The following is a 25119-nucleotide window of genomic DNA, read 5'->3' as shown; positions in this document are numbered from 1 at the left end:
GCTCCTGCTCGACCGCGGCCGTGGTCGGCTTGTCGGACTCGGCCACCACAGCCTCCGTGCTCGTTCCGGTTGTCATGTGTCACTCCATGATCAGGAGTTACACCGAAAACCGTACAGTCCCCGCGGCGGCGACGATCCGGCGCGCATGAGCGGCGCGGCTTTCGGGTCGGGACACTTGTAACGCCGCGCGGCGTTCTTACCGCTTTGGTCTATCTGGCTCCCACGATCTGTAATTCAACGGTGGCTGACCCAACCCATGTACGGCCCCGCAGCCCGACGCCCCCGGCAACCTCGCCCCCACCGGCGGCGTCCCCCGCCGCATCCCCGGCTCGGACGACAGCGCTGACGGGGTGGCGGTGGTTGCTGCATCGTTTGTGAGGGCATTTTTGGACTTGGTCGCGGGCTGGGGTCGTTGCGGGCGCATGATCGGGTTGGACAGGAGTCGGGGACGGCGGCTGGCCGATGAGCATCGGCGGGCAGCGTTGCGGGCGGTGTTCTGTGCGTTGGTCCGCTCGGCTGCGGGCTGTGGCGCTACTGGTGCTCGGCGTCGGGTTCAGTTATCACCTCCGAGATGGGAGCCCGCTGCGACGAGGGCGTCCGGGAGGCCGTGGCGGGCAGCGACGGGGGCCGTCCCACCGCCTGCTCTCCGGGGTGCTTCCGCAGAAGGTGCCGTCCATGGTCGCCGGCATGCTGGTCCGGCTGGATGCAGCGTCGCCTGCAAGCTCGTTGGCGACACGGGTGTCCGGGCGGCGTGGTTCGTAAGGGTTCCGGGCGGCGCTGGGTGGAATCTGGGTGAAGCGCATTGCGTCCGGAGCGAAGGATGGTGCTGGGGGCTACGCGGCTTGCGCGTTGACTGTGGAGCGGGCGGTTGTGAGGGCGCGTAGTGCGCGGGTGGCGGTTGCGGGGTTGGGCGGCGTCTCGGCGGCCCGGTCGAGGTAGGCGCTGCAGTGCAGCATCCATTTGCGCAGGGTGTCTGCGTAGCGCTGCTCGTTGCGGCGGGCCTGGGCCACCGCCTGGTCGTGCCACTCGGCGTGGACTCGCGCGGTCAGGTCGGTGTCGGCGGCCAGGGCGCGTACATCGGCCAGGGCATAGCGGGAGAGCTGGTCGGTGGGCAGGGCCCGTTCGGCCGCGATGCGGCCGAAGACGCCTTTCGGCCAGCCGAGGACGAGCGCGGCTCCCTTGGCCTCGACGCGGTCGAGCAGTGGGCCCTTGCGTGCGGCGACGACCTCGGCGACCCGGTCGGCGAGCGCCTCCACCTCGTGGACCAGGTAGACGGGATACTGCTGGTAGCGGCCGACCACCCTGAGCTCGCCCCGGGCGACCAGGACCTCGACGTCGGCGCGCTCGACGTCCAGGCGCACCCGCACCGCCAGCAGTTCGGCGGCCTTGCCGGCGCCGATCGGCGGCTGGTCTCCGAAGGCCGCGATGATCCGCGCTTTGTCGCCCTGGCATCGCTCGACCAGCTCTGCCGACCACCGGCCGTTCATGTCGGGCTCGGGGATCAGGCCGTGCCCGCGGGCCAGCCGCAGCTGCCAGTCGGCGAGTCCCAGGCGGGCGGCCAGCTGGCGAACGCCCAGATCGACCCGGAGATTGCTGTCGGTTTCCATGATCATGCCTTTCTGCTCGCGGATACGTACGGCAATATCGTTCTCGACGCAGCGTGACCGCGATAGTAGAACGGGATTCTGTGGAAAACCCGCGTGCGAGAGTGGGGGCATGACTGCTGTTCGACGTCTGGGGCTGGGGCTGGCCGCGTTGGGACGGCCCGCGTACATCAATGTTGGCCGTGCGGAGGACTTGCCGCCGGAGCGCGGGGTGGACGACCTCCGGAAGGCGACCTGGGACGTCCTGGACGCGGCCTACCGGGCCGGAGTCCGCTGGGTGGACGCGGCGCGCTCCTACGGGAAGTCCGAGGAGTTCCTGGGCGGCTGGCTGGCTGAGCGCGGCCACGACGACGTCACCGTGTCCAGCAAGTGGGGTTACGCGTACGTGGGCGGATGGCGGTTGGACGCCGACGTCCACGAGGTCAAGGAGCACAGCCTCAAACGCTTCCGCGAACAGTACGCGGAGACCAGGCGGTTCCTGGGGGACGGCGTGGCCGTCTACCAGGTGCACTCCCTCACGGCTGACAGCCCGTTGTTCGGCGACAAGGCGTTGCAGAACGCGCTCTCGGAGATCGCCGGGGACGGTGTGAGGCTCGGGTTCTCGACGTCTGGGCCGCGCCAGGCCGACGCCGTTCGGCAGGCCCTGGAACTGGAAGTGGACGGGCGGCGCCTGTTCAGCACGGTTCAGTCCACGTGGAACCTACTGGAGCCTTCAGTGGGCGACGCCCTCCGTGAGGCCCACGATGCCGGCGCCCACGTGCTCGTGAAAGAGGCCCTGGCCAATGGCCGTCTTGCCGTTGACCCGGCCGAGCCCGTGCGGCGGGTCGCGAGCAGGTATGGCGCCGGGCCGGATGCCGTCGCTCTGGCGGCGGCACTGAGCCGGCCTTGGGCCGACACCGTTCTGATCGGAGCGGTGAGCACTGCCCAACTGGCCTCCAATCTGGAAGCGCTCGACCTTGCACTGGACGCCTCCGATCAGGAGGCCCTGGCGTCCCTCGTCGTCGCGCCGGAGCGCTACTGGGAGGAACGGGCCGCTCTTCCCTGGACTTGAGGGCTCGGAAAGGGTTCGGAGCGGGTGTGAAGCCTGGTACGTGGCACCATTAGACGGCCTCCCTGTCGCGATCGGAATCGGTGCCCATGCAGCCTCTGCCCCCAGACGCCCCTCAGATGATCGGCCCTTACCGGGTCGCGGCCAAACTGGGCGAGGGCGGTATGGGGCAGGTGTTTCTCGCGAGCTCTCCCAGCCGAAGGCTCGTGGCCGTGAAGGTGATCAGGTCCGAGCTGCTGGACGATCCCCACTGGAGGGAGCGTTTCCGGCGCGAGGTGGTGTCCGCACAGTCGGTCAGCGGCTTCTACACCGCGCCCGTGGTGGATGCCGATCCGGACGCCGATCACCCTTGGCTGGCGACGCAGTACATCAACGGCGTCAGCCTCTCCGCGGCCGTAACGGAAAAGGGGCCGCTTCCAGAGCAGGCGGCGTGCCGTCTTGGGGCCGGCCTGGCGGAAGCGCTCATCGCCATTCACCGGGTCGGGATCGTTCATAGGGACCTGAAACCGTCCAACGTGCTGCTGGCTGCGGACGGTCCTCGCGTCATCGACTTCGGCATCGCCCGTCCCCTCGACGCCGTGCCTCTGTCGCGGTCCCAGATCCTGGGCACGCCCGCGTACATGTCCCCGGAGCAGGCATTGGGCGAAACCGTCACACCCTCAAGCGATGTCTTCTCCCTCGGTGCCACGCTGGTGTACGCGGCGATCGGCAGGGCTCCGTTCGGTTCCGGCCGGAAGGTGCGCGGCCGCATCGTGTACGGGGAGCCCGACCTCACCGACCTGCCCGATCCGATGCGGGGCCTGGTGACCCGGTGCCTTTCCAAGGAGGCCAACGAGCGGCCTTCCCCAGAACAGGTCCTCACGGCCCTGTCGACGTTGCTCGATGCGCATTACGGCGAGGAGTGGCTGCCTGCGGCCGTGGCGACCCTGATCGGGGAACATGAACAGACCGTGACCGAGGCCACAGCCATACTGCCCTCGACGTACTGACCCCTGGAGGGCCGCGGTGCGCGTCCTTCGTGAACCCTGGAACTCGGGCTCCCGTCAGGAAAGCCCCTCCGCGAGGGTGTCCCAGAAGGCCGTCTCGTAAGCGTGGAGGAGCCGCGCGGCTCGCACCATCTCTTCCGGGTCTTCGCCTGAGGTGAGCCCTGCGGCGATGACGGCGACGGCCCGTTCAGGGAAGCCGGGTGGAGATTCGGCGAAGAAGCTGAAGAAGCCCACGGCGGCCTCGTCCAGGCCGTACCGAGCACGCAGCGCCGCGGCGGCCCGGCCGCAGTAAGCGCCCCACTCTTCAAGGTTGGCCAGCATCGCCAGGGCGACCTCGCCCGCGGTGCCGAATGCGGCACGTTGTGCGAGAAAGGCCGGGTAGGCCTGCGCCATGGGGCGGGGCTCGTACGTGTTGAGATCCTTCTCACTCAGCCCCAGCGCGGCCGCGAAGTCCTGGAGGAGGGTGAGCGCCTGCGTCTCGCCCTGAGCCAGCGACAGGAACATCTCGCCGGCGGGGGCTTCCGGGTAGCGGGAGGCGAGCAGCGCGAAACTGCGCCGGTCGCTCCCGACGATGCGGTACTCCTCCCCCGCGAGCCAGGCGAGGCGTTCACGCGGCACGGCACCCGCCTCGAGCAGGTCCAGGAACCGGTTGCCGGTGGCCGCGGCCGAGATCTCCTCACGCGCGCGCGTCGCCAGTTCCCTGGCCGGTCGGTCTCCCATCCACCCACCGCAGCATCTGCCCCGCCCCGCCGTCAAGCACCCCTGTCAACCTCGGGCAACCCCAGGATCAAGCTGCATGATCGCGTGGATACGATGAGGATCGGAACGTCTACGCGGGTGTGGACGGAGTTGGGAGCGAGAGAGAGTATGTCCGATTTCGAGCTCAACCATGCGAGCGGCCGAATGCCCCTCGAGGTGACGCAGGCCACCGAGGGCCCCTCGGGCCTCGGCATTGGCAGCCTGCTCAAGGAGACGGGCCATGTCACCCTGGACACAGGGTTCACCAACACCGCGTCCACCACATCGGAGATCACCTATATCGACGGTGACGCGGGGATCCTGCGCTACCGCGGCTACCCCATCCACGAACTGGCGGAGAAGTCGTCCTTCCTGGAGGTCGCCTACCTCCTGATCTACGGGGAGCTTCCGACCGCCGACGAGCTCTGGTCGTTCAGCGACGCCGTCCGCAACCACACGCTCCTGGACGAGAAGTTCCGGGCCTTCTTCTCCGCCTTCCCCCGTCGTGCCCACCCGATGGCGGTGCTCTCCTCGGCCGTGAGCGCGCTGTCCACCTTCTACCAGGACAGCCTGGACCCCTTCGACGCCGAGCAGGTCGACCGGTCCAGCATCCGGCTCATCGCCAAGCTCCCGACGATCGCCGCCTACGCGTACAAGACCTCCATCGGGCAGCCTCTCCTCTACCCGGACAACTCCCTCGGGTACGTGGAGAACTTCCTCCGGATGACCTTCGGGCTGCCCACCCAGCCGTACGAGGTCGACCCGGAGATCGTGCGGATCCTGGACATGCTGTTCATCCTGCACGCCGACCACGAGCAGAACTGCTCCACGTCCACCGTGCGGCTGGTGGGCTCCAGCCACGCCAACCTGTTCTCGTCCATCTCGGCGGGGGTCGACGCGCTGTTCGGCCCGCTGCACGGAGGCGCCAACCAGGCCGTCCTGGAGATGCTGGAGCGCATCCACGAGAGCGACGACAACGTCGACTCCTTCGTGGAGCGGGTCAAGAAGAAGGAGCCCGGCGTCAAGCTGATGGGCTTCGGCCACCGGGTGTACCGCAACTACGACCCGCGCGCCGCCGTGGTGAAACAGGCCACCCGCCAGGTCCTCGACACGCTCGGGAAGTCCGACCCCCTGCTCGACCTGGCGATGCGCCTGGAGGAGGTCGCGCTCAACGACGACTACTTCATCGAGCGCAAGCTGTACCCGAACGTCGACTTCTACACCGGCGTCATCTACAAGGCGATGGGTTTCCCCACCAACGCCTTCACGGTCCTGTTCGCCCTGGGCCGGCTCCCCGGGTGGATCGCCCAGTGGCGCGAGATGATGAACGACCCCAACACGAAGATCGGCCGCCCGCGTCAGGTGTACGTGGGCCCGAGCGAGCGCCACTACGTGGATCTGGGCTCGCGCTAAGGAACGCGCCCCACGCCCACCGAGCGAACCGCCGCCGAACCGGGCGCGGGGGCGAACGTCACGCCGTCGGGGCCGGATGCAGAGGAACTCCTCCGCATCCGGTCCCGATCGCATTTTCCAGGGCGCCAGACGAACCCCTCAGAGGCAACGGCCCCCAGCACTGGTCTCGCGTACCGCCGGGCGGTCGGCCCTCGCGTGGCCGCCCGCCGCCTTCTGATCATCCGCGCCGGGTTTTCCACAGAATCCGGTTCTACTACTTCTGCCCGCCTCCCCCGGCCAGCCTGGACGAGTCGTCCCGCAACGGCCCGAGGAGACCCTGTCATGTCCGAGTCCATCAGCTTCACCGTGCCCGACCAGACCACCTCGTGCTTCGTCATCGCCGCCGATCAGGCTCCCGGCGAGCTGCCCCTGCCCGCCCTCCGCCGGCTGGCGGCCCCGTTCGCGCTGGAGGCGATCGAGCGGCTCGGCACTCCGCAGCTCGCCATCACCTCCTATCCCGCCGCCCACTCCCCCTGGCGCCTCGACCACGCCCTCGTCGTCGGCGACGAGGACGACCCCGGGCTTGAGGGCCTCGCGCTCGACGCCGCCCACCACATCGGCGTCACCGCGGCTCTACCGTCCACGGACCGGCCGTACGGCATGCGTCTCGCGCGTGCCGTCGCCAGGTGCATCGCCGAATATCTCGCCGGCGTCCCGGTCGACCTCGACACTGGGCAGATCCTGTCCGCGCGTTCCCGCGAACCGTCCTCCTTCCGCCTCGCGGACGACTGGCTGGGGGCCTGGCTCCCGCCGTACCGCGACGACGGCCGCTGCACGACCTCCGATGACGAGGTCGACGGCTGCGCCTGCGTCGGGCTCACCACCCGGGGCCTGACCCGTTTCGGCCTTCCCGAGCTGCAGATGACACAGGTCTCCTGCCCCCACGACCTCGCCGCCCTCAACATCCTGCGGACGACGGCGCAACGGTTACTGCCCATGGCCAACCAGCCGGGCGGTCACACCTTCCCCCGGGTGCTGTCCCTCACCGGGGGCGACTTCGGCGGCTACTGGGGTGTGCGCGACCCCATCTGGGCCGACGAGCCCGTACCCGTCCAGCTCACTCCCAGCGGCCCCTGCCTTCTGGGCGTGGGTCCCCCGGAGGATTTCCCGGGCACCCTGAACGAATGGCTCTGGGACGACCTGCCGCCCGTCCTGTACGACCTGCTCAGTTGCGGCCGGGACGCCGTCCGCTCCGACGCGGGCTGATCGGGGACTCCGATGGGCTCAGGCCGGATCCGCGACGGTGGCGTCGCGCGACTTGCGCAGGGCGTTGAGGCGCTCTGCCGAAAGGTCGTACTGCAACGTGCAGGCGATGGCGATGGACAGCAGCAGCGCCGGGGCGAGGGCACCACCGAAGAGGATGGCGTCGATCGCGCTGTCGGGCTGGGAGACCGGCTCGTCCGGCTGGGAGGAGACGAAGCCGGACGCGGCCAGGATCCAGCCCAGCACCAGCGCGCCGAAGGCCATCATCACGGTCTCGGCGGCCGTCCAGAGCCCGGTGAAGACCCCGGCGCGGCGCTTGCCCGAACGCAGCTCGTCGTAGATGAGGGTGTCGGCCAGCATCGAGAACTGCAGCAACTGCAGACCGGCGTAGCCGATCCCCGTGAGCATGACGCAGCCGTGCGCGTACACCTCCCCGAACGCCGGGGTGGCCGACAGCGACATCCCGCCGATCATGAACAGGAGGCTGGCGGCCAGCATGCCGCCGCGCTTGTCGAACCTGCGGGACACCCGCACCCAGACGGGCATGATCACGATCATCGGGCCGATGAGCGCCAGGAACATCGTGGTGATCGCGCCCGTGTCCTCCAGGATGTAGGACGCGAAGTAGGGGGAGCCGGCGAGCATGATCCCCACGGCCAGCATCTGCGCGCAACTGAGTCCCAGCAGCAGCATGAAGGGGCGGTTGCCGCGCGCCGCGGCCAGTTGGGCGCGCACGGTGACGTGCTCGGTCTCGGCCCGGTCGATGTGGGGTGCCCTGGCGGTCCCGAAGAAGGTGGCCACCATCGCGAGCAGCACCACCGTCCCGATGACCATGGCCATCAACCGGTAGCCGCCGAGCGTCGGCTCCCCGCCGTCGATGTTCACCAGGGCGGGCGCCAGCCCGCCCGCCAGCAGGATCGCCAGTCCCAGGAAGCCCATCCGCCAGGTCAGCAGCGTCGACTGCTCGTGGTAGTCGTCGGTCATCTCCGCCGGCATCGCCTTGTACGGCACCTCGAACAGCGCGTAGGCCGTGGCGGCGAGCAGAAACCATCCGCCCACGTAGAGCGCCGCCGTCGCCCCGGTCACCGGGCTGCCCGCGAAGGTCATGACGAACGTGGGCGGAAGCACCACCGCGCCCGCGAGCAGCCACGGCCTGCGGGCGCCCATACGGGAGACCGTGCGATCCGACCAGCGCCCCACGACCGGGTTGACCACCAGATCCCATGCCTTGGGCAGGAAGACCGCCAGCCCCGCCAGCCCGGCGGGCACGCCGAGGGAGTTGGTCATGTAGTAGAGGAGCAGCAGTCCCGGAACGGTGCTGAACGTTCCGGCGCAGAACGATCCGAGGCCGTAGCCGATGCGCAAGGAGCGGGGAAGGGGGGCGGTGGGCATGCGTTATTAGAACCTGTTTCGGCCCGGTGGCGGAAGATGCGAGGGGCTACCGTCGTGCGCCATGGAGAACGACGAGACAGCCGCTTCGCTGCAGCGTGTGCTGGACGATGTCGCCGCCGAGCGCGCGGCGCAGGATCGGCTCTGGGGCGTGCAGGAGTTCTCCGACGGGACCGGGGCGGCGTATGCACCCAGGGCGCGGGAGGCCAAGGAGGAGTGCGCCGCGGCCGCACAACGCGGCGAGCTGACCTGGCGGCACATCCTGGCCGAGGAGTTCTTCGAGGCCCTGGCCGAATCCGACGCCGTCCACCTGCGCACCGAACTGGTCCAGACGGCCGCCGTGGCGGTGAAGTGGATCCAGTCCCTCGATCGCCGCGCCGGGATGCCTCCCCACCGGACGAAGGAGGCCGGTGGATCCTTCGAGAAACTGGTCCGCGATCGGATCCCCGAGATCATCCAGAAGCACGGCGGAGTCCCGCGGGCCCGCACCGCCCGCGACGGGGAGTACGGCGCCCTGCTCCGCACGAAGCTGTACGAGGAAGTCGGCGAGTACGTGGCGGCCGGGGATCCGTCCGAACTGGCCGACATCCTGGAAGTCGTCCACGCGCTCGCCGCGCTGCACGGCCTCACCCCGGCGGACCTGGAACGCCTCCGTGCGGGCAAGGCGGTCGAACGGGGCGGATTCACCAGGCGCCTGGTCCTCACGCTTGGCGACCCGGCCGAGAGCACGTAAAGGTCCTAGGGCCTGCCTCGAAGTGCCCTCAGGTCCCGCGCGAGCGCGTTACCTGGGCGGTGGCGCGATGCCGGAGGCGAGCGTCACCCGCCAGATCGCGGAGCGATGCCGCGCCCTCACAGGACCGGTTAGGGGTGAGCTGCCAGGCAAGCGCCATGGGCCGGGGCTTTGAACAAAGCCCTAGGCCTTCCGAGGGTCCGCATGGTGGCCGCCTGGTGCGGGAGCATCGGCGGCCACCGTACGGGCCAGATGTAGAGAAAGGGGGTACGGGCGTTCGGGTGGAAGAAGGTGCTTGGCCTTGGCGGTCTGCCCGTCTTGGAGGAGCCGATGGATCCTTCGGACCAGCGGGGTCCGGTCCTCGATGGCGAGGGTCCACTCGTCGACGTAGCGATCGACGATGTGGCGGCTCAACCCGATCTGGATGCTTCTGGCCTCGAGTTTCTGCCCGCGCAGCGTGCGTTCCGGATCCCACTGGACATGGACCAGGGCCTCGGCGAAGCGGGCCCGCCACTCGTCACTGCCCGCGAAGATCTTCCGGTCGGGATCCGTCGGAACGGCCTCGGCCAGGGCCTCCTCCCAGCCCGCACGCGTGATCCGGACCGCCAAGATCATCTCCTGCCCGGGCTTGCGGGCCCAGTTGCTGCGCGCCATCAACCACAGGAAGGAGGGTTTGATCCAGGTCATCCGGCCACGCGAGAACGGGGGCACGAAACGGCCGTGCTCCACAGCGGGCACGCCGATCTGGGGGCTGTACGCCTGGTAGACCGTGATCGAGTCGCGATCGAACTCGGCGCGGATCTGCCTCATCGGGCTCCTCGTCCGGGAAGTGGGCGGTACCCACCGTCGGGCGTCGAGCGGCAGACGATCAAGTGGTTTTCCGGCGGGGATGCGCTTGATCGTCGATGTCGGGCGATGTCGCCGGGTCTCAGGGGCGGGGGCGGACCAGGCCGGTTTCGTAGGCGACGATGACCAGCTGGGCTCGGTCCCGGGCGTGGAGTTTGGCCAGGAGATGACCGATGTGGGTCTTCACGGTCGCGACGCTCAACTGGAGGTGGGCGGCCAGTTCGGTATTGGAGAGGCCGCGTGCGATGAGGGCGAGGACCTCGCGTTCGCGGCTGGTCAGGGCCTCCAGCTCGCGGACGGGCGGGGCGGAGGTTTCGGGACGGCTCGCGAACTCGGCGATCAGGCGGCGGGTCACGGTCGGGGCCAGGAGCGCCTCGCCGGACGCGACGACCCGGACGGCCGCCAGGAGGTCGGCGGGAAGGGTGTCCTTCAGCAGGAACCCGCTGGCCCCCGCGCGCAGTGCGGCGTAGACGTAGGCGTCCAGGTCGAAGGTGGTGAGGATGAGCACGCGGACGGCGGGGGCGTCGGAGCACACGCGGCGGGTCGCCTCGATGCCGTCCATTTCCGGCATGCGCACGTCCATCAGGATGACGTCGGGCTTGGTGCGGGCTGCCAGGTCGACCGCCTCGGCGCCATCGCCCGCCTCGCCCGCGACCTCGAATCCCGGGGTCGTCTCGAGCAGCACGCGGAGGCTGCCGCGCAGAAGCACCTGGTCATCGGCGATAAGAACACGGACGGGTTCGGTCACGAAGCACTCCGGTCGTACGGCAGGCGGGCCCGCACCGCGAAGCCCCCCTCGGGACGAGGGCCGGCAGTGAGCTCTCCGCCGTACATCATCGCCCGCTCCCGCATGCCGATCACGCCGTGGCCGGGCGTCGCCCCCGGCAGCACCCGGACGCCGGGCCCGTCATCGGTCACCTCGATCCGCACCTCCCGCTCGTCCTGCTCGACGACGACGCGGCTGCGCGCCGGGGCCGCGTGCTTGACGACATTGGTCAGCGCCTCCTGGACGATCCGGTAGACCGCGAGCGCCACCCCTTCGGGCAGCTCGCCCGCGCGGAGCCGAAGGTCGACCCGTACACCGGCCATCGCGGCGGTGTCCGCCAGCCTGGGGATTCCGGCCAGTCCCGGGACGGGTGCAAGCTCGTTCTCGGTCAGTCCGGAGAGCGCCTGTAGACCCACCGCATGAGCGTGGCCAAGGTCGGCCCCTGGGACATGGCCACGCTCCGCCCCCTGAGCATGGCCGCGGACGGCCCCTCGAACATGGCCACGGTCAGCCCCTTGGAAGCGGCCACGCTCGGGCTCGGGCTCCTGAGCGTGGCCGCGCTCGGCACCTTGGACGTGGCCGCGCTCGGCCTCTTGAGCATGGCCGCGGGCAACCCCTTGGACGCGGCCGCATGCGGGCTCCCGAGCGTGGCCGCAGTCAGCACCTTGAGCGTGGTCGCGGGCGGGGGCTTGGACGTGGCCGCAGGCGGGCTCCTGAGCGTGGCTGCGGGCGGGGCCTTGGACGTGCCCGCAGCCGGGCTCCTGAGCGTGGTCGCGGGCGGGGGCTTGGACGTGGCCGCAGGCGGGCTCCTGAGCGTGGCTGCGGGCGGGGCCTTGGACGTGGCCGCAGGCGGGCTCCTGAGCGTGGCTGCGGGCGGGGCCTTGGACGTGCCCGCAGCCGGGCTCCTGAGCGTGGCTGCGGGCGGGGCCTTGGACGTGCCCGCAGCCGGGCTCCTGAGCGTGGTCGCGGGCGGGGGCTTGGACGTGGCCGCGGGCGGGCTCCTGAGCGTGGCTGCGGGCGGGGCCTTGGAGGTGGCCGCAGCCGGGGTCTTGAGCGTGGTCGCGGGCGGGGCCTTGGAGGTGGCCGCAGCCGGGGTCTTGAGCGTGGTCGCGGGCGGGGCCTTGGAGGTGGCCGCAGCCGGGGTCTTGAGCGTGGTCGCGGGCGGGGCCTTGGAGGTGGTTGCGGGTGGGGTTTTGAGCGTGGCTGTGGGGGGTGGACGGTTGGAATGCTTTGCTCTCGGGGTTCTGCCCGGGCGGGGGGTTGTCGGCGGGGACCTGGTGGGCGGTCGGGAAAGGGGGATAGGGAGGATCCGACGGGGCGGTGCGTAGGACGCCCAGGAGGTGACGCATTTCGGTGAGGGCGCTCCGGCTCGTGGTCTCGATGACGCGCAGGGCGTCCAAGGCCTCCTGGGGGCGGGCCTCCGCCACGTGGACGGCGACACCCGCCTTGACCGCGATGAGGCTCATGCTGTGCGCGACGACATCGTGCAGCTCGCGGGCTATGCGGAGGCGTTCGTCGGCGACGGCCTGGTCGGTGAGCTGGCGGGCTGACTGGGCGGCGTACTTGCGGCGTTCGCGGACGGCGCGGCCGATCGTCCAGGAGGCGCCGAGCACGGCCAGGCTGAACAGCAGGCCGCCGATCAGGCCGATGACCGCGTCCCGGGGCCCCGCCAAGGGGCCGAGGATGATGACGAAACCGCTGAACGTGCCGATCAAGGGGGTGGGGATCCAGCGGCGCGGGCGGCTCGCCAGGGCCACCGGGTAGAGGGCATACGCCGCGGCGAGGAAGGAGTCGCCGGGGAGCCGCAGCACGAACGTCGCCACGATCGACATGGTCAGCACCAGGGCCAGCACCCGGGACGGCCATCGGCGCCTGACCGCGAGCGGCGGCCCGACCAGGAGCACCGCCAGGAACTCCACGGGCGGCGGCACCACGTGGGTGTCGCGCCGGGCGGTCAGCACCAGCATCAGGAAGGTGTACGCCAGTGCGGCGCAGGCGTCCAGGCCCATCAGCTGGTGCCGGTCGAGCCGCCGGACCAGCAGGGGGCGCAGCTCGGGATCGTCCACGTTCAGACGGTATATGCCCAGGCCGGGTGGCGCCTCCGGCCGTGGCATGTCATCCCTGGGTAGGAGAACGGTCCCGGCGGCCGGGCGCGGTCGGACCGAGGGCGTAGGGGGAGGTCCCGTCCCCGCTCCGATGTGCCGGACGGGCCGGGCCGGGACCGTTGACGACATGATCGAAATACACGAGCTGACCAAGCGGTACGGGCGTTCCGTCGCGGTCGACGGCCTGTCGTTCGGGGTGCGGCCGGGGACGGTCACCGGGTTCCTCGGCCCGAACGGGGCCGGGAAGTCCACGACCATGCGGGTCCTGCTGGGCTTGGACGCGCCCACGTCCGGTACGGCGCTGGTGAACGGCCGCCGCTACCGCGAGCTGCGCCGTCCAATGCACGAGGTCGGCGCGCTGCTGGACGCGAACGCCGCGCACGGCGGGCGCAGCGCGTTCGACCATCTGCGGTGGATGGCGCGCAGCAACCGGATCCCGGTGAGCCGGGTGACGGCGGTGCTGGAGCATGTCGGGCTGGCCGGTGTGGCCCGGAAACGGGTCGGCGGGTTCTCCCTGGGGATGCGGCAGCGGCTCGGGATCGCGGCGGCGCTCCTCGGCGATCCCGGGGTGCTGATGTTCGACGAGCCGGTGAACGGCCTGGACCCCGACGGCGTCCGCTGGATCCGCGAGCTGATGCGGTCGCTGGCCGCCGAGGGCCGCACGGTGCTGATCTCCAGCCATCTCATGAGCGAGATGGCGCTCACCGCGGACCGGCTGGTCGTGATCGGCCGGGGCAGGCTGATCGCGGACACGTCGGTGCGGGAGCTCGCGGACCGGTTCCGGCAGGGCGTGCTCGTGCGGTCGCCGCGCGCACCGGAACTGTCGGCGGTCCTGGTCGCGGCCGGGGCGACGGTGGACGCGGGCGCGGGCGGGGAGCTGTCGGTGCACGGCCTGGAGGTGGACGCGATCGGCGACCTGGCGGCGGCCGAGGGCATCCCGCTGTACGAGGTGACGCCGCGCAGCGCCTCGCTCGAGGACGCGTACATGGAACTGACCGCCGGAAGCACGGAGTACCGCGCCTCATGAACGCACTCCCTATTCATGTGTTCGCGTCGGAGTGGCTGAAGCTGCGCTCCGTCCGGTCGACGTTCCGCACCCTCGGGGTGGTCGTCCTTTTCGTACTGCTCTGCGGCCTCTGGTCGTGGTTCGCGGCGAGCTCCTGGGATGAGATGACGTCCGAAGAGCAGGCCATCGCCACGATGGCACCCGCCGTCCAGCCGCTGGTGCTGGCGCTGCCGATCTGCGCGGCGGTCATCGGCGGCCTCGCGATGACCTCGGAGTACGCGACCGGGATGATCCGTACCAGCCTGGCCGTGGTGCCCCGCCGGGGGCTGCTGTTCGCGGCCAAGGCGGCGGTGGCCGCCACGGTCACGCTGGTGACCGCGCTGGTGGGCTTGTCGGTCGCCCTGGCGTTGGGACGGTTGATCGTCGGGGATCGGCCGATCTCCACGTTCGAGCCGTCCGTGGGCGAGCAGGTGCCGCACCTCCTCACGCTGAGCGCGGCGGCGGCGGTGATCGCGCTGGTGACGTGCGGGACGGGCGCAGTGCTGCGGTCCACCGCCGGGACGCTGACGGTCGTGATCGTGCTCGTAGCCGTCCTGCCCCAGGTCGCCAACCTGGTGCCGGCTCCGTGGGGCGAACGGCTCCTGTCGGTGCTGCCGCTCATGCTCCCCTTCCAGATCGTGGCGGCGCCGGGTGCGTCCCAGGATCTGGGCGTGCTGTCACCTGCGGCGGCCTCCGCCGTCCTGGCCGCGTACGCGATCGTCGCGCTCGCGATCGGCGCCTTCTCATTCGTACGGAGGGACTCATGACCGTCACGACGGAGGCGCATGCGCCGCGCACGAGCAAGGGACTCGCACTGCCGGACGCGGCGGCGGCCGAATGGCTCAAGCTCCGATCGGTCCGCTCGACCCAGGTGGTGCTGGGTGTCGTCCTGGTGTTCCTGCTGCTGGGAGTGCTGCTGGCGTGGCAGACGACCGCGATCTGGGACGGCCTCTCCCCCGAGCGCCGTACCCGCTTCGCGTTCACCGGGCCCGCGGCCCTGGTGTCCTGGGCGGCCGCACTGTGCCTGGGCGTGCTCGGGGTGCTGCAGGTCACCTCCGAGTACCGGACGGGGATGATCCGTACGACGCTGGCCGTCATGCCGCGCCGTCCCGCCATACTCGCCGCCAAGGCCGGGGTCCTCGCGGCGCTCGCGCTGGCCGTCGGCAACGCGGTCACGCTGGCGTCCTTCTTCACCGAACGCCTGATCGTCGGCGACCGGCCGATCCCCGGTCACCGGACGGCCGTCGCGCAGGAACTCCCGGAACTGCTGGCCAGGGGCTCGATGGTCGTGGTGTACGCGCTGCTGGGGCTCGGGCTGGCGGCCCTCCTCCGCTCAACGGCGGGCGCGATCGTCGGGCTCGTGCTCCCCTGGTACATGCTGCCGATCTTCACCGGGTTCCTGCCCGCCCCGTGGGACAAGCGGGTCTCGTCGTTCATGCCGGACGCACTGCCGGAGCAGATCGTGGGTGGAGGCAACACCCATTCCGTCTACGGCGACCTGCTCCCTCCGGTCGCCGCCGTGGCGGTGGCGGTGGCGTACGCGGTCCTGCCGGTCTGCGCAGCCGCCTTCGTCCTGAACCGCCGCGACGCCTGACCAGCGGGCCGCGCTCCGCACAACGCCCCACCCCAGCCGCCTGGGCAGGCGGGCCTCTCCCCCGTCTGCCCAGGCGCAGCCAACGCGCCCGAAGGGACCACTCCCGCCTCACGATGCCGCGACCTGGCCGCCTTGCCGCCGAGTACGCGGACGCAGCCCAACTACCCGGCAGTCTGAGCCGCGCGGCCTCGGACGAACGACAGCCCGAGTCGTCCCCCGCACACGGGCACACCCCAGTTGCCCAGCGAGCCCGGCCCGTCTGCCACGTTCAGGCTGCCGCCAGCAGGGCAGTCCAAGCCGCCGAGCACGCGAGTCCGGCCTGCACACCGCGTGCAGGACGCCCGGACCTCTATCGGAACGGGTGCCTCCAACCGCCTTACAGGGGCCACAGTTGCTCGGCGTGCCGGCCATACCGCCGTCGGAACGGCGGTGCGCCTGCTCCGGGCTTATCCCAACGGTCTGCGGGTCGTTCGGGGCCTTGGCTGGACGAAATTCGGCCTGATCCGTTCGGGGTTAAGGACGTCCGCCTGTGGCCATATTTCCCGTCCAGGCAGTGGCGCGGGAGTCTTGGTCACGGAACCGCGTGGGTCAGGTGGTTCGTAGATGCGAGGTTCGGACGGTGAGGCGGTCGCGTAGCAGGGCGATCGCCTCAGGGAGGGTACGGGCCGCGGCCTGGGCGCGGACCTTCCGGCCGTCGATCTCGACGACGGTCTGGACGAGCGCGGGACGTGGCAGCGCCTCGTCGGCGACGACGCTCAGCGTCAGCCCGGCCGAGGCGATCGAGCCGCGCACACCTTGGAGGGCCGTGCGGAGGGCGTGCTCCGCTGCGGCGCGCTCGTCCTCGGTGACGCGACCGGACGTGAGGAAACGGACTTCTGGCAGTTCATGAACGGTCGAATGCATGATTCCCCCAATCTGCGATCTCTTCACCGGAGGGCCCCGCACGGAGCGGCGCGCCGCGCGGTGGCCGCCCCGTCGCGCGTGCGGAAGGAGCGCGACGGGCGGACTGAGCCCTCCGTAGATAAAGACTTGGTAGCGGTTCGCGGCGTTTGCCGGTTCCGGCGAGAGCTTCATCACGCGTCACTCCGCGTGCCCGTTCGCGCGTTGTCTGGCAAACTACCTGCGGAGCCACAGTCGACCCCATAGACTGCGGACGTCGACCTCGGCCCCACGCAGCACAGGTGACCAGGCGTGACCGCCCGCTCTTTACCACGGCTCGCCGCCCTCGCCGAGGCTGAAATTTTCACACTTCCCAAATACGGGCCCCGATCCTCTAGCATGTTGCAGTGCCGTTCCGCCCTGTGAACGGTCCCGTCGACTGGCTGGTGACCCCTTGCCCCAGGATTCAGCTGCACAGATGTCGTCGGCCGAGAGTATTTCGGCCGGAGGCCGGCTCCTCGATTACCCGCGCCATGGCGGGCCGACCGTCCTGCTCGGCGCTCAGCTTCGCCGGCTGCGCGAGGCGCGCGGGTTGTCGACCGAGGAGGCCGGTTACGAGATCCGCGGCTCGCACTCGAAGATCAGCCGGATGGAGCTGGGTCGGGTCGGGTTCAAGGAGCGGGACGTCGCCGACCTGCTGACGATCTACGGCGTCACCGACCCCGAGGAGCGCGAGGCGCTGCTGCAGCTGGCCAAGGAGGCCAACACTCCTGGCTGGTGGCACCAGTACGGCGACGTGCTGCCCGGCTGGTTCGAGACCTACCTCGGCCTGGAGGGCGCCGCGTCCCTCCTGCGCACCTACGAGGTGCAGTTCATCCCGGGGCTGATGCAGACCGAGGACTACGCCCGCGCGGTCGTACGGCTCGGCTACACCGACGCCGCCGATGAGGACGTGCAGCGCCGCGTCGGCCTGCGGATGACGCGGCAGGAGCGCTTCAGCCGGCCCAACGCCCCGACGCTGTGGGCGGTGCTGGACGAGGCGGTGCTGCGCCGCCCGCTGGGCGGCCGCGAGGTGATGCGGGGGCAGATCCGGCATCTGATCGAGATGACCGCGCTGCCGAACGTCACCCTGCAGATCGTGCCGTTCGGGGCGCTGGAGCACGCGGCGGTGGGCGGCCCGTTCACCATCCTGCGGTTCGCCGAGCCCGGCCTGTCGGACGTGGTGTTCATGGAGCAGCTGACCAGCGCGCTCTACCTGGACAAGCCCACGGACGTCGACACCTACATGCGGGCGATGAACAACCTCTGCATCGCGGCCACGCGTCCGGACGACACCGTGAACTTCCTGGAGCGGGTGCTCGCCGACTTCTGACCGCCGGACGGACGCGCCGGTGCGTGATCATGGGCCCGTCGCGGGCGGAACGCTGTTGGGCGATACAGAGCATGAGGTTCTCGCGCTGACGCGAATGCCCAGGTAGAGGGAATGCCTGGGATCTGACCGCCGCATCCGGCCAAGCGAATTCACGTTGTCAGAATTCGTCACGCTCCGTGAAACGGCGGCCCGGTGGCCTTGACCGCCCGGCGCCCGGTCGCCCGTGCGGGGCGACAAGATCGGGGGCCGCGTTCACATTCCATCGCCATGGGCCATCCCCCGGGGCATGCCTTGCAAGGCATGCCCCGGGGAAGCCTGCCCGGGGGTCCAGTCTCGTCCCTTAGTTCTTGGCCAGTGGGGCCAGTTCGCGCCACTGGGGCAGCGGGACGTCCTGGGGGGTGGAGGTGATCACCTGGAGGGGGAGGTGGTCGGCGCCCGCGTCGAAGTGCTCGGTGACGCGGCGGGCTATGGCGTCCAGGTCGCCCCAGGCGAACACGGAGTCGATGAGGTGGTCGCTGCCGCCGCCGGTCAGGTCGTTCTCGGAGAAGCCGAGCCGCAGCAGGTTCTTGGTGTAGTTGGGCAGGCGCAGGTACATCTCCAGGTGGGCGCGGGCCGTCGCGCGGGCGCGGTCGGGGTCGCGTTCGAGCACGACCTTGACCTCCGGGGCCAGCAGCTTGCCCTCCCCCAGGACCTCGCGGGCCTTCTGCGTGTGCTCGGGGGTGATGAGGTACGGGTGGGCCCCGGCGGCGCGGTCGCGTGAGGCGGCCAGCATCTTCGGGCCGAGCGCGGCCAGGACGCGCCTGTCGGCCGGGGAGCCCGCGGTGTCCAGCCGGTCCAGGTAGTCGATCATGGCGCTGTACGGGCGGGTGTAGCGCTCCCCCACCAGCGCCCCGTGGCTGGCGCCGAGGCCGAGGACGAACCGGCCAGGATGGGCCTTCTCCAGCGCGGCGGTCTGCTCGGCGACCGCCTCGGGCTCGTGGTCCCAGATGCTGAGGATGCCGGTGGCCACGGCCAGCCGCGAGGTCGCCTCCAGCAGCGGGGCCGCCTCCTGGACGGCCGGGCTGCCGCCCAGCCACACCGCGCCGTAGCCGAGTTCCTCCAGTTCGGCGGCCGCCTCCCTGTTGCGCCCGGCGTCCCCCGCGCGGATGCCGATGTTCCACACGCCCAACCGGCCGAGATCCATGCGTGCCTCCTGTTGATCGATTTCCGTCCCCCGCGACAACCCGGCGGCTCCCGCGCGTCATTCCCTTCCCCGGGGGGCGGGTTCAATCCGGCAGGACGCGACGGTCGCGGCTGCGGCCGGTGCCTCGGAACTCGGCGATGACGGTGCCGTCGGAGACTCTCCGCACCGTGACGTCGTAGACGCCTCCGCGGCCGAAGCGGAGGCGTTCGGCGGCGGAGGCCTCCAGTACGTCGCCGTCGTGGGCGGGGGCGGCGAAGACGATGTCGGCGGCCGCGGCGACGGTGACGCGGTCGTGGGTGTTGCAGGCGTAGGCGAAGGCGGAGTCGGCCAGCAGGAACAGGTAGCCGCCGTGGGCGAGGCCGTGGCCGTTGACCATCGCGGGGGTGACGGTCATGCGGACCCGCGCCCGTCCCGGGGCCACGCCGGTGACCTCCATGCCGAGGTCGGCCGCCACCCGGTCGCGTTCGCGCAGGGTCTCGGCGCAGCGTCGCGCCACCTCGTCGGCAGAGCTCATCGGTTCAGCGTAGTGATCGTTCCGTATTGATCGTTGCGAACGCGGGAAGGTCCTCGCAGGGGCCGCGGTTGATGTGGAGACCCGTGGACGTTTGATACATCGGAGAAGAGGGATCTCGATGCTGTTTGGGCAAGAGCACGTCAAGCGCTACCGCGAGACGGACGGAGCGGAGGGCCACGACTGGCAGGGCACCACGACGCTGCTGCTCACGACGACGGGCCGGCGCAGCGGCAAGCAGTACACCATGCCGCTCATCTACCAGTGGGACGACGAGAACCCCGTCGTGGTGGCGTCCAAGGGGGGCGATGACGCGCACCCCGACTGGTACCTCAACCTGCAGGCGAGCCCGGATGTCGAGGTGCAGGTGCGCGCCGAGAAGTTCCGCGCCCGCGCGCGCACGGCGACCCCGGAGGAGAAGGCGCGCCTCTGGCAGAAGATGACCGCGACCTGGCCGGCGTACGACGAGTACCAGACCAAGACCGAGCGGGAGATCCCGGTCGTCATCCTCGAGCGGGTCTGACCGCCCGCGGCGCTCCCGCCTCTGTTCGCGTGGTTCTCTTTCACGGGAAGGGCGGGGGCGTGTAGCGTCGGTGGGAACACGCGTTCGACCGTCCAGAAGCCACCGGGGTGCTGAGGTGCCGACGTCACGGAGCGCCGACGGCGGGGATCCGCCGCCGCGCCTGCTGAAGCGCTGGGGTATCGCCGATCCGGCGCCGCCGGCGCCGATCGCGCCCCGCCGCTGGCGGGCCGACACCGGTTCGGGGTCGTTCTTCCTGAAGGAGTACGGGGAGGGCGGCCGCCGCCGCGCGGCGTTCCAGCACGAGGTGACCGCGGCGCTGGACGCGGCGGGGCTTCCGGTGCTGGCGCCCGTTCCGGCGGTGCGCGGGGGCCGGACGCTGGTCACGGCGGGCGGGCGCGGGTTCGCGCTGTTCCCGTGGGTGGAGGGACGGCGGCGCGGCGGCCTGGAGCTCACCTTCGGCCAGTGCGAACGGCTCGGCGGGCTCCTCGGTGAGCTGCACGCGGCGATGGACCGGCTGACCGCGCCCGTCCAGCAGAGCCTGCTGGTGCCGACGCCGCGCGCCGCCGACGCGGTGGCGGCGATCGACGGGATGCTCGCCGGGCTGCCCGGCGACGGCAACGACTTCGCCGCGCTCTCCGAGCGGCGCCTGCGCGAGCGGCGGGCGCTGCTCACCGAGCTGGCCGACCACCAGCCGCCGGAGATCGAGGTGAGCACGGTCGGCCATCTGCACGGCGCGTTCCACGAGGGCAACCTGCGGTACGGGGGTTCGGGGAACGTGACGGCGGTGCTCGGCTGGGGCGCGATGACGACGGGTCCGGTGGCCGGGGAACTGGTGCGCTCGGCGGCGGCGCTGTTCGCGTGCGAGGACGAGCCCGGCCTCGACCTCGACCGGGTGATGGCGTTCATCCGGGGGCATCGCGCGGCGTTCCCGCTGGACGCGGGGCAGATCCAGGCCGCGGTGCATCGGGAGTGGTGGGAGCGGCTCTGCGACGTCGCTCCGCTGCGGCACCGCTACGTGGGCGACGAGGGCTCGGGCGAGGAGCCGGCGACGGGCGTCCGGGCGGCGGCCCTGGTGGGCTGGTGGTCGGCGAATCTGGAGCGCACGCTGGACGTGTTCGCCGCGCCGTACACCGAGGCGCCGGTCGAGGCGCCCGAGGAGAGCCCCGCCTACGGCTGACGGTCCTCGCCGGCGCGTTTCGCCTCCTCTTCAAGGGAGCACGACCGGAGGAGCAGGTTCGTTCCGCAATTTGGACTAATCAGTACATAACCGTTCTGCACGGAAGGACCGATCATGACCGCAGTCGCGCTGCTGGGAACCGGGATCATGGGCACGGCGATGGCCCGCAACCTGCTCCGGCACGGGTTCGAGCTCCGGGTCTGGAACCGTACGCGCTCGCGCGCCGAGCCGCTCGCGGCCGACGGCGCCACGGTGGCGGGGTCACCGGCCGAGGCCGCCGACGACCCCGAGGTGGTCTCCGGCGGCCCAGGACAGCGTCTACCTGCAGGCCAAGTTGACCTCCTCCCCTCGTGAACGAGGGGATTCCAACCCGTGACCTCAGGGGAGGACAACAGGTTGAGGTTCGCGGTTCGTCCGCCCCGGCAACCCGGAGCGTCCCCGCGCAGCAACGGCCGGTCCGGCCGCCGTGCACACGAGCCCAGGCCCGCGTGCGATCTTGCGTGCCGCGTTCACATCAGCATTGCAGGCGAAACCGCAGGACCCGCACCCGGAAACGCGCTTGGCTCTCGCGCGCCTCCACGTCCCGGGTCCCGCACGCCAAGCAGCGCTGCAAGGTGAACGCGGGATCGATCTTGTACTCCAGCCGCTCGACCAGCATGACCCGGCCAGCTCGGTCTCCACCGGCCAGGCATCACAGACGGTAGCACCGAGACCGCAGACCGCGCCCGGGGTTCCTGAAATCCGCCGTGGGCGGCAGATTGAAGCCGGGGGTTTCGTCGGAGTACCCGATGAAGGCGATCCGGGACGGCGACTTCGAGCCGAGTTTCACCCTGCGCAACGCGGAGAAGGACACCCGCCTCATCGGTGAGGCGGCGCGTTCGGCGGGGATCCGGGTGGACATGACCGACGCCGCGAACCAACGCTTCCGCCGCGCGATCGACCAGGGGCACGGCGACGAGGACATGGCCGCCACCTACTTCGCCGGCTTCTCCGCCCAGGCCACCGCGCCCGGCTCGTCTTGAGGCGCGGTCGACGGGGTTCAGCCGACGGCTTCGGTGGACGGCGCGTCGGCGGGTGGGGTGTCGGTGAGGGGGGCTTCGAGCAGGTGGGTGAAGGAGCCCGCGAGCTGGCGGAGTCCGTCCGGGGCGGAGGGGTCCGCGCGGAGTTCGACGATGGCGCCGTTGGGGACGGAGCAGCCCCTCAGGAAATGGCGGAACATGCCCATCGCCGCGGCGTCCGGGGCGGTGACGCCCGTGGACAGCGACCAGATGAGCGCGCGCATGTAGAGGCCGTGCGTGAAGACCGCCACGAGACCGTCGCCGGTCCGGCGGTTGAGGCGTTCGACGAGGTCGCGCGTGCGGGCGATGAGGTCCTTGAACGACTCGCCGTCGCCGCCGTTGACGTATCCGGGGTCGCAGCGCTCCCAGTAGGCGAGGCTGTGGGGACGGCGTTCGGCGTTGGTCGTGCGCGGGCCGTGCAGGCTTCCCAGGAACGTGAACTCCTGGACGGGCCACTCCTCGTAGGGCACCTCGGGGAAGCGTTCCCTGGTGAGCCGCGCGGTCTCGCGGGCCCGGACGAACGAGGAGCTCACGATCAGCGCGGGCGGTTCGGTGAAGGCGGCGGCGACGCGCTCGGCCTGGGCGCGGCCGAGTGGGGTGAGCGGCGCGGCGCCGGGTCCGTCGGTGGGCAGTCCCGCGTTCGACTCGCTCTGCCCGTGCCTGATCAGCCATGTCCTCGCGCCCGCCGTTTCGATCATGGGCACCAGGCTGGCACGTGCGGGCCGTCCCGCGGAACCCCCGGTCCGCACCGCGCGGGAGGGCGGGGCCGGACGCCGTAGAAAGATGGGGCGCATGGAGATTCTGAGCAGCCGGATCCTGCTGCGGCCCGCCGACGCGGGCCGCGCCCAACGCTTCTACCGCGACGTGCTGGGCCTGGCGGTGTACCGGGAGTTCGGCCCGGAGGACGCCCCGGGCATGGTGTTCTTCATCGGCACGGGGTTCCTGGAGGTCTCCGGTCACGGTTCGGGCGAGACCGGCGGGACGATGATCTGGCTGCAGGTGCGCGATGTCCGGGCCGAGCACGACCGGCTGTCGGCGGCGGGCGTCACCGTCCTGCGGGAGCCGCGGGTGGAGCCGTGGGGGCTGGTGGAGATGTGGATCGAGGACCCGGACGGCGTGAAGATCGTTATCGTGGAGATCCCGGTGGACCACCCCCTCCGCCGCGACCGGCGCCGGTGACGGCGCAGAGGAGGGACCCCATGGCGGCGACGGCCTCCGATCCCGCGGCCGGCGGCTACTGGAACCACAACACGCACTACCACGGCCTGGTGCTGCGGGCCGTGCCGCGCGGTTGCCGGGACGCGCTGGACGCCGGGTGCGGCGACGGGCTGCTCGTGCGGCGGCTGGCGGCGCGGTCCGGGCAGGTCACGGGGCTGGACAGGTCCGCCGGGATGGTCGCCGCGGCGCGGGAGGCGAGCGGGCACCTGGCGAACGTCGGCTTCGTCGAGGCCGACCTGCTCTCGCACGATCTGCCGCGGGAGGGGTACGACTTCGTCTGCAGCGTCGCGACGGTCCATCACATGGATTTCGGCGCGGCGCTCACCAGGATGCGCGAACTGCTGCGTCCACGTGGGACCCTGGTCGTCATCGGCCTGGCCCGGACGGGGTCGGCGGGTGACCTGCTGTACTCGCTCGCGGGCGTGCCGGTGCACCACTACCACCGGCTTCGCCATCGCAGGCGCGCGGGCGAGCCGGGTGCGCCGCTGGCCGAGCCGGGCATGACGTGGGGGCAGGTCCGGCAGGAGTCCCAGCGCCTGCTTCCGGGCGCGCGTTTCCAACGGCACGCGCTCTGGCGCTACTCGGTCACCTGGCGCAAGCCGCCGGGCGAGGATCCCGCGGCCTGACACGCGCCACGCGCGAAACTGGAAAACACTGGAAGTGTCTGGAAGCTCCTGTACTCTCACCCGCATGTCCCCGTCACCCGGCGTACCGAGCCCCGAGGCGCTGGAGGCGCGCATCGCGGAACTGCGCGCCTCGGTACGCCGGGCGATGGCGCGGGGCGACCGCGCCGCCGCCCGGACGCTGCGCGCCGAGCTGCGCCGCGCCGAGGACGCCTGGGACGACGCGGTCCTCGGCGAGGGCCCCGCGCAGCCCGCCGAGGCCGATGACGAGCCCGCAGCGGATCGACCCGCCGCGGAGCGCCGCGCCGCTGAGCGCGCCGTCACGGGACGGGGCGCCGAGCGCGAACGCGGGCTGGTCCCCGTTCGCGAGCAGGTGCACCAGGCGCTGACGCTGCTGAGCGTCCCGGCCGCGCCGAAGCTGATCGGGTCGGTGTACGCGGCGTTCTTCCCCGGCGAGATCGCGGGGAGCCGGCTCACCAGCCTGCGCCGCGACGAGGAGCGCTCGTTCCGCACCTCGCCCTACTCGCGCCCCTACTACCTGTGCGCGGCCCTTACCGCCGACATGCTCGCGCCCGCCCGCGGCCTGATCACCGTGAGCACCTGGCCGCTGGAGCAGCGGGTGGTCGGGCCGCTGAGCGCGCGCACCGACTTCCTCACCGCCGCGCTCCGGATCGCCGAGCACGCCGGTCGCGGCGGCGCCTCGCCCTCGCCCGCCGTGCAGCGGCTGCTGTGGCGGTTCGCCGCCAACATCCCGGGCACGACCGGGGGCTCGGTGGGCACCGTCGAGCCGGCCGCGCTGGCCGAGGCCGCCGCGGCGGAGCTGGAGGTGCACCGCGCGGCCGACGGCGGGCAGCGGCGCGAGGCCGCCGAGCGTGCGCTGAGCCGCCTGGACGACGCCGAACGCCTCTTCGGCAGCCGGCTGCGCGCCATGCGCACCGCCGCCGCCACGGGCACCAACGGACCGGCGGGCCCGCCGGGCGCCGTCCCGGGCGCCTCCGTGCGAGGGTCCGCCTCACCGGCGAGCGCGCAGCCCGCGGCCCCGGCGCGCATCCGCCCGGCCGGCACGCCC

The 25119-nt window shown here is 71.3% G+C and carries 27 protein-coding genes; 16 read left to right on the top strand and 11 right to left on the bottom strand.

The features are described 5' to 3' along the window. Positions 1–833 precede the first annotated feature (833 nt). Positions 834–1613 (bottom strand): hypothetical protein, encoded by a 780-nt coding sequence (locus ACFPZN_RS51470; protein WP_378291821.1) that lies wholly within the window; start codon positions 1611–1613, stop codon positions 834–836. A 202-nt stretch (positions 1614–1815) separates the two neighbouring features. On the opposite strand from ACFPZN_RS51470, the gene ACFPZN_RS51465 reads away from it, so the two are divergent. After that, on the top strand, positions 1816–2655 hold the full coding sequence (locus ACFPZN_RS51465; RefSeq protein ID WP_378291819.1) for an aldo/keto reductase: 840 nt from the start codon (positions 1816–1818) through the stop codon (positions 2653–2655). Positions 2656–2771: 116 nt separating this feature from the next. Continuing rightward, complete coding sequence (locus tag ACFPZN_RS51460; protein WP_378291816.1) at positions 2772–3641, top strand: serine/threonine-protein kinase; 870 nt, start codon at positions 2772–2774, stop codon at positions 3639–3641. 54 nt (positions 3642–3695) lie between these two features. On the opposite strand, the gene ACFPZN_RS51455 is transcribed toward ACFPZN_RS51460, so the two are convergent. After that, the gene (locus tag ACFPZN_RS51455) at positions 3696–4358 is read right to left on the bottom strand and encodes a thiaminase II/PqqC family protein (protein WP_378291814.1); all 663 of its coding nucleotides are present in this window, start codon (positions 4356–4358) and stop codon (positions 3696–3698) included. Between the two features lie 147 nt (positions 4359–4505). Here ACFPZN_RS51455 and ACFPZN_RS51450 point away from each other — a divergent pair, with 147 nt between their 5' ends. After that, the gene (locus ACFPZN_RS51450; RefSeq protein WP_378291812.1) at positions 4506–5789 is read left to right on the top strand and encodes a citrate synthase; all 1284 of its coding nucleotides are present in this window, start codon (positions 4506–4508) and stop codon (positions 5787–5789) included. A 321-nt stretch (positions 5790–6110) separates the two neighbouring features. After that, the gene (locus ACFPZN_RS51445) at positions 6111–7034 is read left to right on the top strand and encodes a hypothetical protein (RefSeq protein ID WP_378291809.1); all 924 of its coding nucleotides are present in this window, start codon (positions 6111–6113) and stop codon (positions 7032–7034) included. A gap of 18 nt (positions 7035–7052) precedes the next feature. Here the strand turns inward: ACFPZN_RS51445 and ACFPZN_RS51440 are convergent, their stop codons facing one another. Beyond that, the gene (locus ACFPZN_RS51440) at positions 7053–8423 is read right to left on the bottom strand and encodes an MFS transporter (protein ID WP_378291807.1); all 1371 of its coding nucleotides are present in this window, start codon (positions 8421–8423) and stop codon (positions 7053–7055) included. Positions 8424–8484: 61 nt separating this feature from the next. On the opposite strand from ACFPZN_RS51440, the gene ACFPZN_RS51435 reads away from it, so the two are divergent. Then, entirely contained in the window at positions 8485–9153 is a 669-nt protein-coding gene (locus ACFPZN_RS51435; protein ID WP_378291805.1) for a hypothetical protein, read from the top strand. Between the two features lie 180 nt (positions 9154–9333). On the opposite strand, the gene ACFPZN_RS51430 is transcribed toward ACFPZN_RS51435, so the two are convergent. The 3 genes from ACFPZN_RS51430 to ACFPZN_RS51420 all read right to left on the bottom strand — a co-directional run bounded on the left by ACFPZN_RS51430 (position 9334) and on the right by ACFPZN_RS51420 (position 12828). Next, on the bottom strand, positions 9334–9960 hold the full coding sequence (locus ACFPZN_RS51430; RefSeq protein ID WP_378291803.1) for a DUF4291 domain-containing protein: 627 nt from the start codon (positions 9958–9960) through the stop codon (positions 9334–9336). A gap of 118 nt (positions 9961–10078) precedes the next feature. After that, a complete protein-coding gene (locus ACFPZN_RS51425) occupies positions 10079–10744 on the bottom strand; it encodes a response regulator (protein WP_378291801.1) in 666 nt (221 codons plus the stop codon). Further along, positions 10741–12828 carry a histidine kinase gene (locus ACFPZN_RS51420; protein ID WP_378291799.1) on the bottom strand — a complete coding sequence of 696 codons (2088 nt, stop codon included), beginning with the start codon at positions 12826–12828 and terminating at the stop codon, positions 10741–10743. The genes ACFPZN_RS51425 and ACFPZN_RS51420 overlap by 4 nt, the downstream gene beginning before the upstream one ends. A gap of 166 nt (positions 12829–12994) precedes the next feature. On the opposite strand from ACFPZN_RS51420, the gene ACFPZN_RS51415 reads away from it, so the two are divergent. From ACFPZN_RS51415 to ACFPZN_RS51405, 3 genes are read left to right on the top strand one after another with little or no spacing between them, the layout of a single operon-like run. Beyond that, entirely contained in the window at positions 12995–13894 is a 900-nt protein-coding gene (locus ACFPZN_RS51415; protein WP_378291796.1) for an ABC transporter ATP-binding protein, read from the top strand. Continuing rightward, the gene (locus ACFPZN_RS51410) at positions 13891–14679 is read left to right on the top strand and encodes an ABC transporter permease (protein ID WP_378291794.1); all 789 of its coding nucleotides are present in this window, start codon (positions 13891–13893) and stop codon (positions 14677–14679) included. The genes ACFPZN_RS51415 and ACFPZN_RS51410 overlap by 4 nt, the downstream gene beginning before the upstream one ends. After that, complete coding sequence (locus ACFPZN_RS51405; RefSeq protein WP_378291792.1) at positions 14676–15506, top strand: ABC transporter permease; 831 nt, start codon at positions 14676–14678, stop codon at positions 15504–15506. Before ACFPZN_RS51410 ends, ACFPZN_RS51405 begins: the two co-directional genes overlap by 4 nt. A gap of 588 nt (positions 15507–16094) precedes the next feature. Here ACFPZN_RS51405 and ACFPZN_RS51400 read toward each other — a convergent pair. Continuing rightward, positions 16095–16409 carry a hypothetical protein gene (locus ACFPZN_RS51400; protein ID WP_378291790.1) on the bottom strand — a complete coding sequence of 105 codons (315 nt, stop codon included), beginning with the start codon at positions 16407–16409 and terminating at the stop codon, positions 16095–16097. A 454-nt stretch (positions 16410–16863) separates the two neighbouring features. Here ACFPZN_RS51400 and ACFPZN_RS51395 point away from each other — a divergent pair, with 454 nt between their 5' ends. Beyond that, positions 16864–17757 (top strand): helix-turn-helix domain-containing protein, encoded by an 894-nt coding sequence (locus tag ACFPZN_RS51395; protein ID WP_378291788.1) that lies wholly within the window; start codon positions 16864–16866, stop codon positions 17755–17757. 340 nt (positions 17758–18097) lie between these two features. Here the strand turns inward: ACFPZN_RS51395 and ACFPZN_RS51390 are convergent, their stop codons facing one another. Together ACFPZN_RS51390 and paaI are read right to left on the bottom strand one after the other, a co-directional pair. Then, positions 18098–18940: an LLM class F420-dependent oxidoreductase gene (locus ACFPZN_RS51390; protein ID WP_378291786.1), complete on the bottom strand. Its 843-nt coding sequence runs from the start codon at positions 18938–18940 to the stop codon at positions 18098–18100. 82 nt (positions 18941–19022) lie between these two features. Then, entirely contained in the window at positions 19023–19454 is a 432-nt protein-coding gene (gene paaI / locus ACFPZN_RS51385) for a hydroxyphenylacetyl-CoA thioesterase PaaI (RefSeq protein ID WP_378291783.1), read from the bottom strand. A 118-nt stretch (positions 19455–19572) separates the two neighbouring features. On the opposite strand from paaI, the gene ACFPZN_RS51380 reads away from it, so the two are divergent. From ACFPZN_RS51380 to ACFPZN_RS51370, 3 genes are all read left to right on the top strand, one after another. Next, the gene (locus tag ACFPZN_RS51380; protein ID WP_378291781.1) at positions 19573–19974 is read left to right on the top strand and encodes a nitroreductase family deazaflavin-dependent oxidoreductase; all 402 of its coding nucleotides are present in this window, start codon (positions 19573–19575) and stop codon (positions 19972–19974) included. A gap of 115 nt (positions 19975–20089) precedes the next feature. Continuing rightward, positions 20090–21151 (top strand): phosphotransferase enzyme family protein, encoded by a 1062-nt coding sequence (locus ACFPZN_RS51375; protein WP_378291779.1) that lies wholly within the window; start codon positions 20090–20092, stop codon positions 21149–21151. 114 nt (positions 21152–21265) lie between these two features. Continuing rightward, a complete protein-coding gene (locus ACFPZN_RS51370; protein ID WP_378291776.1) occupies positions 21266–21505 on the top strand; it encodes an NAD(P)-binding domain-containing protein in 240 nt (79 codons plus the stop codon). 160 nt (positions 21506–21665) lie between these two features. On the opposite strand, the gene ACFPZN_RS51365 is transcribed toward ACFPZN_RS51370, so the two are convergent. Next, positions 21666–21809, bottom strand: coding sequence for a hypothetical protein (locus tag ACFPZN_RS51365; protein ID WP_378291774.1), 144 nt, complete (start codon positions 21807–21809; stop codon positions 21666–21668). 130 nt (positions 21810–21939) lie between these two features. Between ACFPZN_RS51365 and ACFPZN_RS51360 the strand changes: the two genes are divergently transcribed. Beyond that, entirely contained in the window at positions 21940–22173 is a 234-nt protein-coding gene (locus tag ACFPZN_RS51360) for an NAD-binding protein (protein WP_378291772.1), read from the top strand. Positions 22174–22190: 17 nt separating this feature from the next. On the opposite strand, the gene ACFPZN_RS51355 is transcribed toward ACFPZN_RS51360, so the two are convergent. Next, on the bottom strand, positions 22191–22907 hold the full coding sequence (locus ACFPZN_RS51355; protein ID WP_378291770.1) for a histidine phosphatase family protein: 717 nt from the start codon (positions 22905–22907) through the stop codon (positions 22191–22193). A gap of 94 nt (positions 22908–23001) precedes the next feature. Between ACFPZN_RS51355 and ACFPZN_RS51350 the strand changes: the two genes are divergently transcribed. The 3 genes from ACFPZN_RS51350 to ACFPZN_RS51340 form a co-directional block, all read left to right on the top strand. Continuing rightward, positions 23002–23388 carry a VOC family protein gene (locus ACFPZN_RS51350; RefSeq protein WP_378291768.1) on the top strand — a complete coding sequence of 129 codons (387 nt, stop codon included), beginning with the start codon at positions 23002–23004 and terminating at the stop codon, positions 23386–23388. 20 nt (positions 23389–23408) lie between these two features. Continuing rightward, positions 23409–24053 (top strand): class I SAM-dependent methyltransferase, encoded by a 645-nt coding sequence (locus ACFPZN_RS51345; RefSeq protein ID WP_378291766.1) that lies wholly within the window; start codon positions 23409–23411, stop codon positions 24051–24053. A gap of 64 nt (positions 24054–24117) precedes the next feature. Beyond that, positions 24118–25119: hypothetical protein (locus ACFPZN_RS51340; protein WP_378291763.1), on the top strand; the 1002-nt coding region annotated here is incomplete at its 3' end.

The organism is Actinomadura rugatobispora (assembly GCF_042656285.1).
GTDB lineage: Bacteria > Actinomycetota > Actinomycetes > Streptosporangiales > Streptosporangiaceae > Spirillospora > Spirillospora rugatobispora.
The sequence above is the reverse complement of the archived record's forward strand: the minus strand, read 5'-3'. Positions and strand labels throughout refer to the sequence as shown.

What these genes read in the sequence shown, in the direction of transcription:
- ACFPZN_RS51470 (WP_378291821.1), bottom strand. Translation starts at nt 1,613, where the DNA reads ATGATCATGGAAACCGACAGCAATCTCCGGGTCGATCTGGGCGTTCGC.
- ACFPZN_RS51460 (WP_378291816.1), top strand. Translation starts at nt 2,772, where the DNA reads ATGATCGGCCCTTACCGGGTCGCGGCCAAACTGGGCGAGGGCGGTATG.
- ACFPZN_RS51455 (WP_378291814.1), bottom strand. Translation starts at nt 4,358, where the DNA reads ATGGGAGACCGACCGGCCAGGGAACTGGCGACGCGCGCGCGTGAGGAG.
- ACFPZN_RS51450 (WP_378291812.1), top strand. Translation starts at nt 4,506, where the DNA reads ATGTCCGATTTCGAGCTCAACCATGCGAGCGGCCGAATGCCCCTCGAG.
- ACFPZN_RS51445 (WP_378291809.1), top strand. Translation starts at nt 6,111, where the DNA reads ATGTCCGAGTCCATCAGCTTCACCGTGCCCGACCAGACCACCTCGTGC.
- ACFPZN_RS51440 (WP_378291807.1), bottom strand. Translation starts at nt 8,423, where the DNA reads ATGCCCACCGCCCCCCTTCCCCGCTCCTTGCGCATCGGCTACGGCCTC.
- ACFPZN_RS51435 (WP_378291805.1), top strand. Translation starts at nt 8,485, where the DNA reads ATGGAGAACGACGAGACAGCCGCTTCGCTGCAGCGTGTGCTGGACGAT.
- ACFPZN_RS51430 (WP_378291803.1), bottom strand. Translation starts at nt 9,960, where the DNA reads ATGAGGCAGATCCGCGCCGAGTTCGATCGCGACTCGATCACGGTCTAC.
- ACFPZN_RS51415 (WP_378291796.1), top strand. Translation starts at nt 12,995, where the DNA reads ATGATCGAAATACACGAGCTGACCAAGCGGTACGGGCGTTCCGTCGCG.
- ACFPZN_RS51410 (WP_378291794.1), top strand. Translation starts at nt 13,891, where the DNA reads ATGAACGCACTCCCTATTCATGTGTTCGCGTCGGAGTGGCTGAAGCTG.
- ACFPZN_RS51405 (WP_378291792.1), top strand. Translation starts at nt 14,676, where the DNA reads ATGACCGTCACGACGGAGGCGCATGCGCCGCGCACGAGCAAGGGACTC.
- ACFPZN_RS51400 (WP_378291790.1), bottom strand. Translation starts at nt 16,409, where the DNA reads ATGCATTCGACCGTTCATGAACTGCCAGAAGTCCGTTTCCTCACGTCC.
- ACFPZN_RS51395 (WP_378291788.1), top strand. Translation starts at nt 16,864, where the DNA reads ATGTCGTCGGCCGAGAGTATTTCGGCCGGAGGCCGGCTCCTCGATTAC.
- ACFPZN_RS51390 (WP_378291786.1), bottom strand. Translation starts at nt 18,940, where the DNA reads ATGGATCTCGGCCGGTTGGGCGTGTGGAACATCGGCATCCGCGCGGGG.
- paaI (WP_378291783.1), bottom strand. Translation starts at nt 19,454, where the DNA reads ATGAGCTCTGCCGACGAGGTGGCGCGACGCTGCGCCGAGACCCTGCGC.
- ACFPZN_RS51380 (WP_378291781.1), top strand. Translation starts at nt 19,573, where the DNA reads ATGCTGTTTGGGCAAGAGCACGTCAAGCGCTACCGCGAGACGGACGGA.
- ACFPZN_RS51370 (WP_378291776.1), top strand. Translation starts at nt 21,266, where the DNA reads ATGACCGCAGTCGCGCTGCTGGGAACCGGGATCATGGGCACGGCGATG.
- ACFPZN_RS51365 (WP_378291774.1), bottom strand. Translation starts at nt 21,809, where the DNA reads ATGCTGGTCGAGCGGCTGGAGTACAAGATCGATCCCGCGTTCACCTTG.
- ACFPZN_RS51360 (WP_378291772.1), top strand. Translation starts at nt 21,940, where the DNA reads ATGAAGGCGATCCGGGACGGCGACTTCGAGCCGAGTTTCACCCTGCGC.
- ACFPZN_RS51355 (WP_378291770.1), bottom strand. Translation starts at nt 22,907, where the DNA reads ATGATCGAAACGGCGGGCGCGAGGACATGGCTGATCAGGCACGGGCAG.
- ACFPZN_RS51350 (WP_378291768.1), top strand. Translation starts at nt 23,002, where the DNA reads ATGGAGATTCTGAGCAGCCGGATCCTGCTGCGGCCCGCCGACGCGGGC.
- ACFPZN_RS51345 (WP_378291766.1), top strand. Translation starts at nt 23,409, where the DNA reads ATGGCGGCGACGGCCTCCGATCCCGCGGCCGGCGGCTACTGGAACCAC.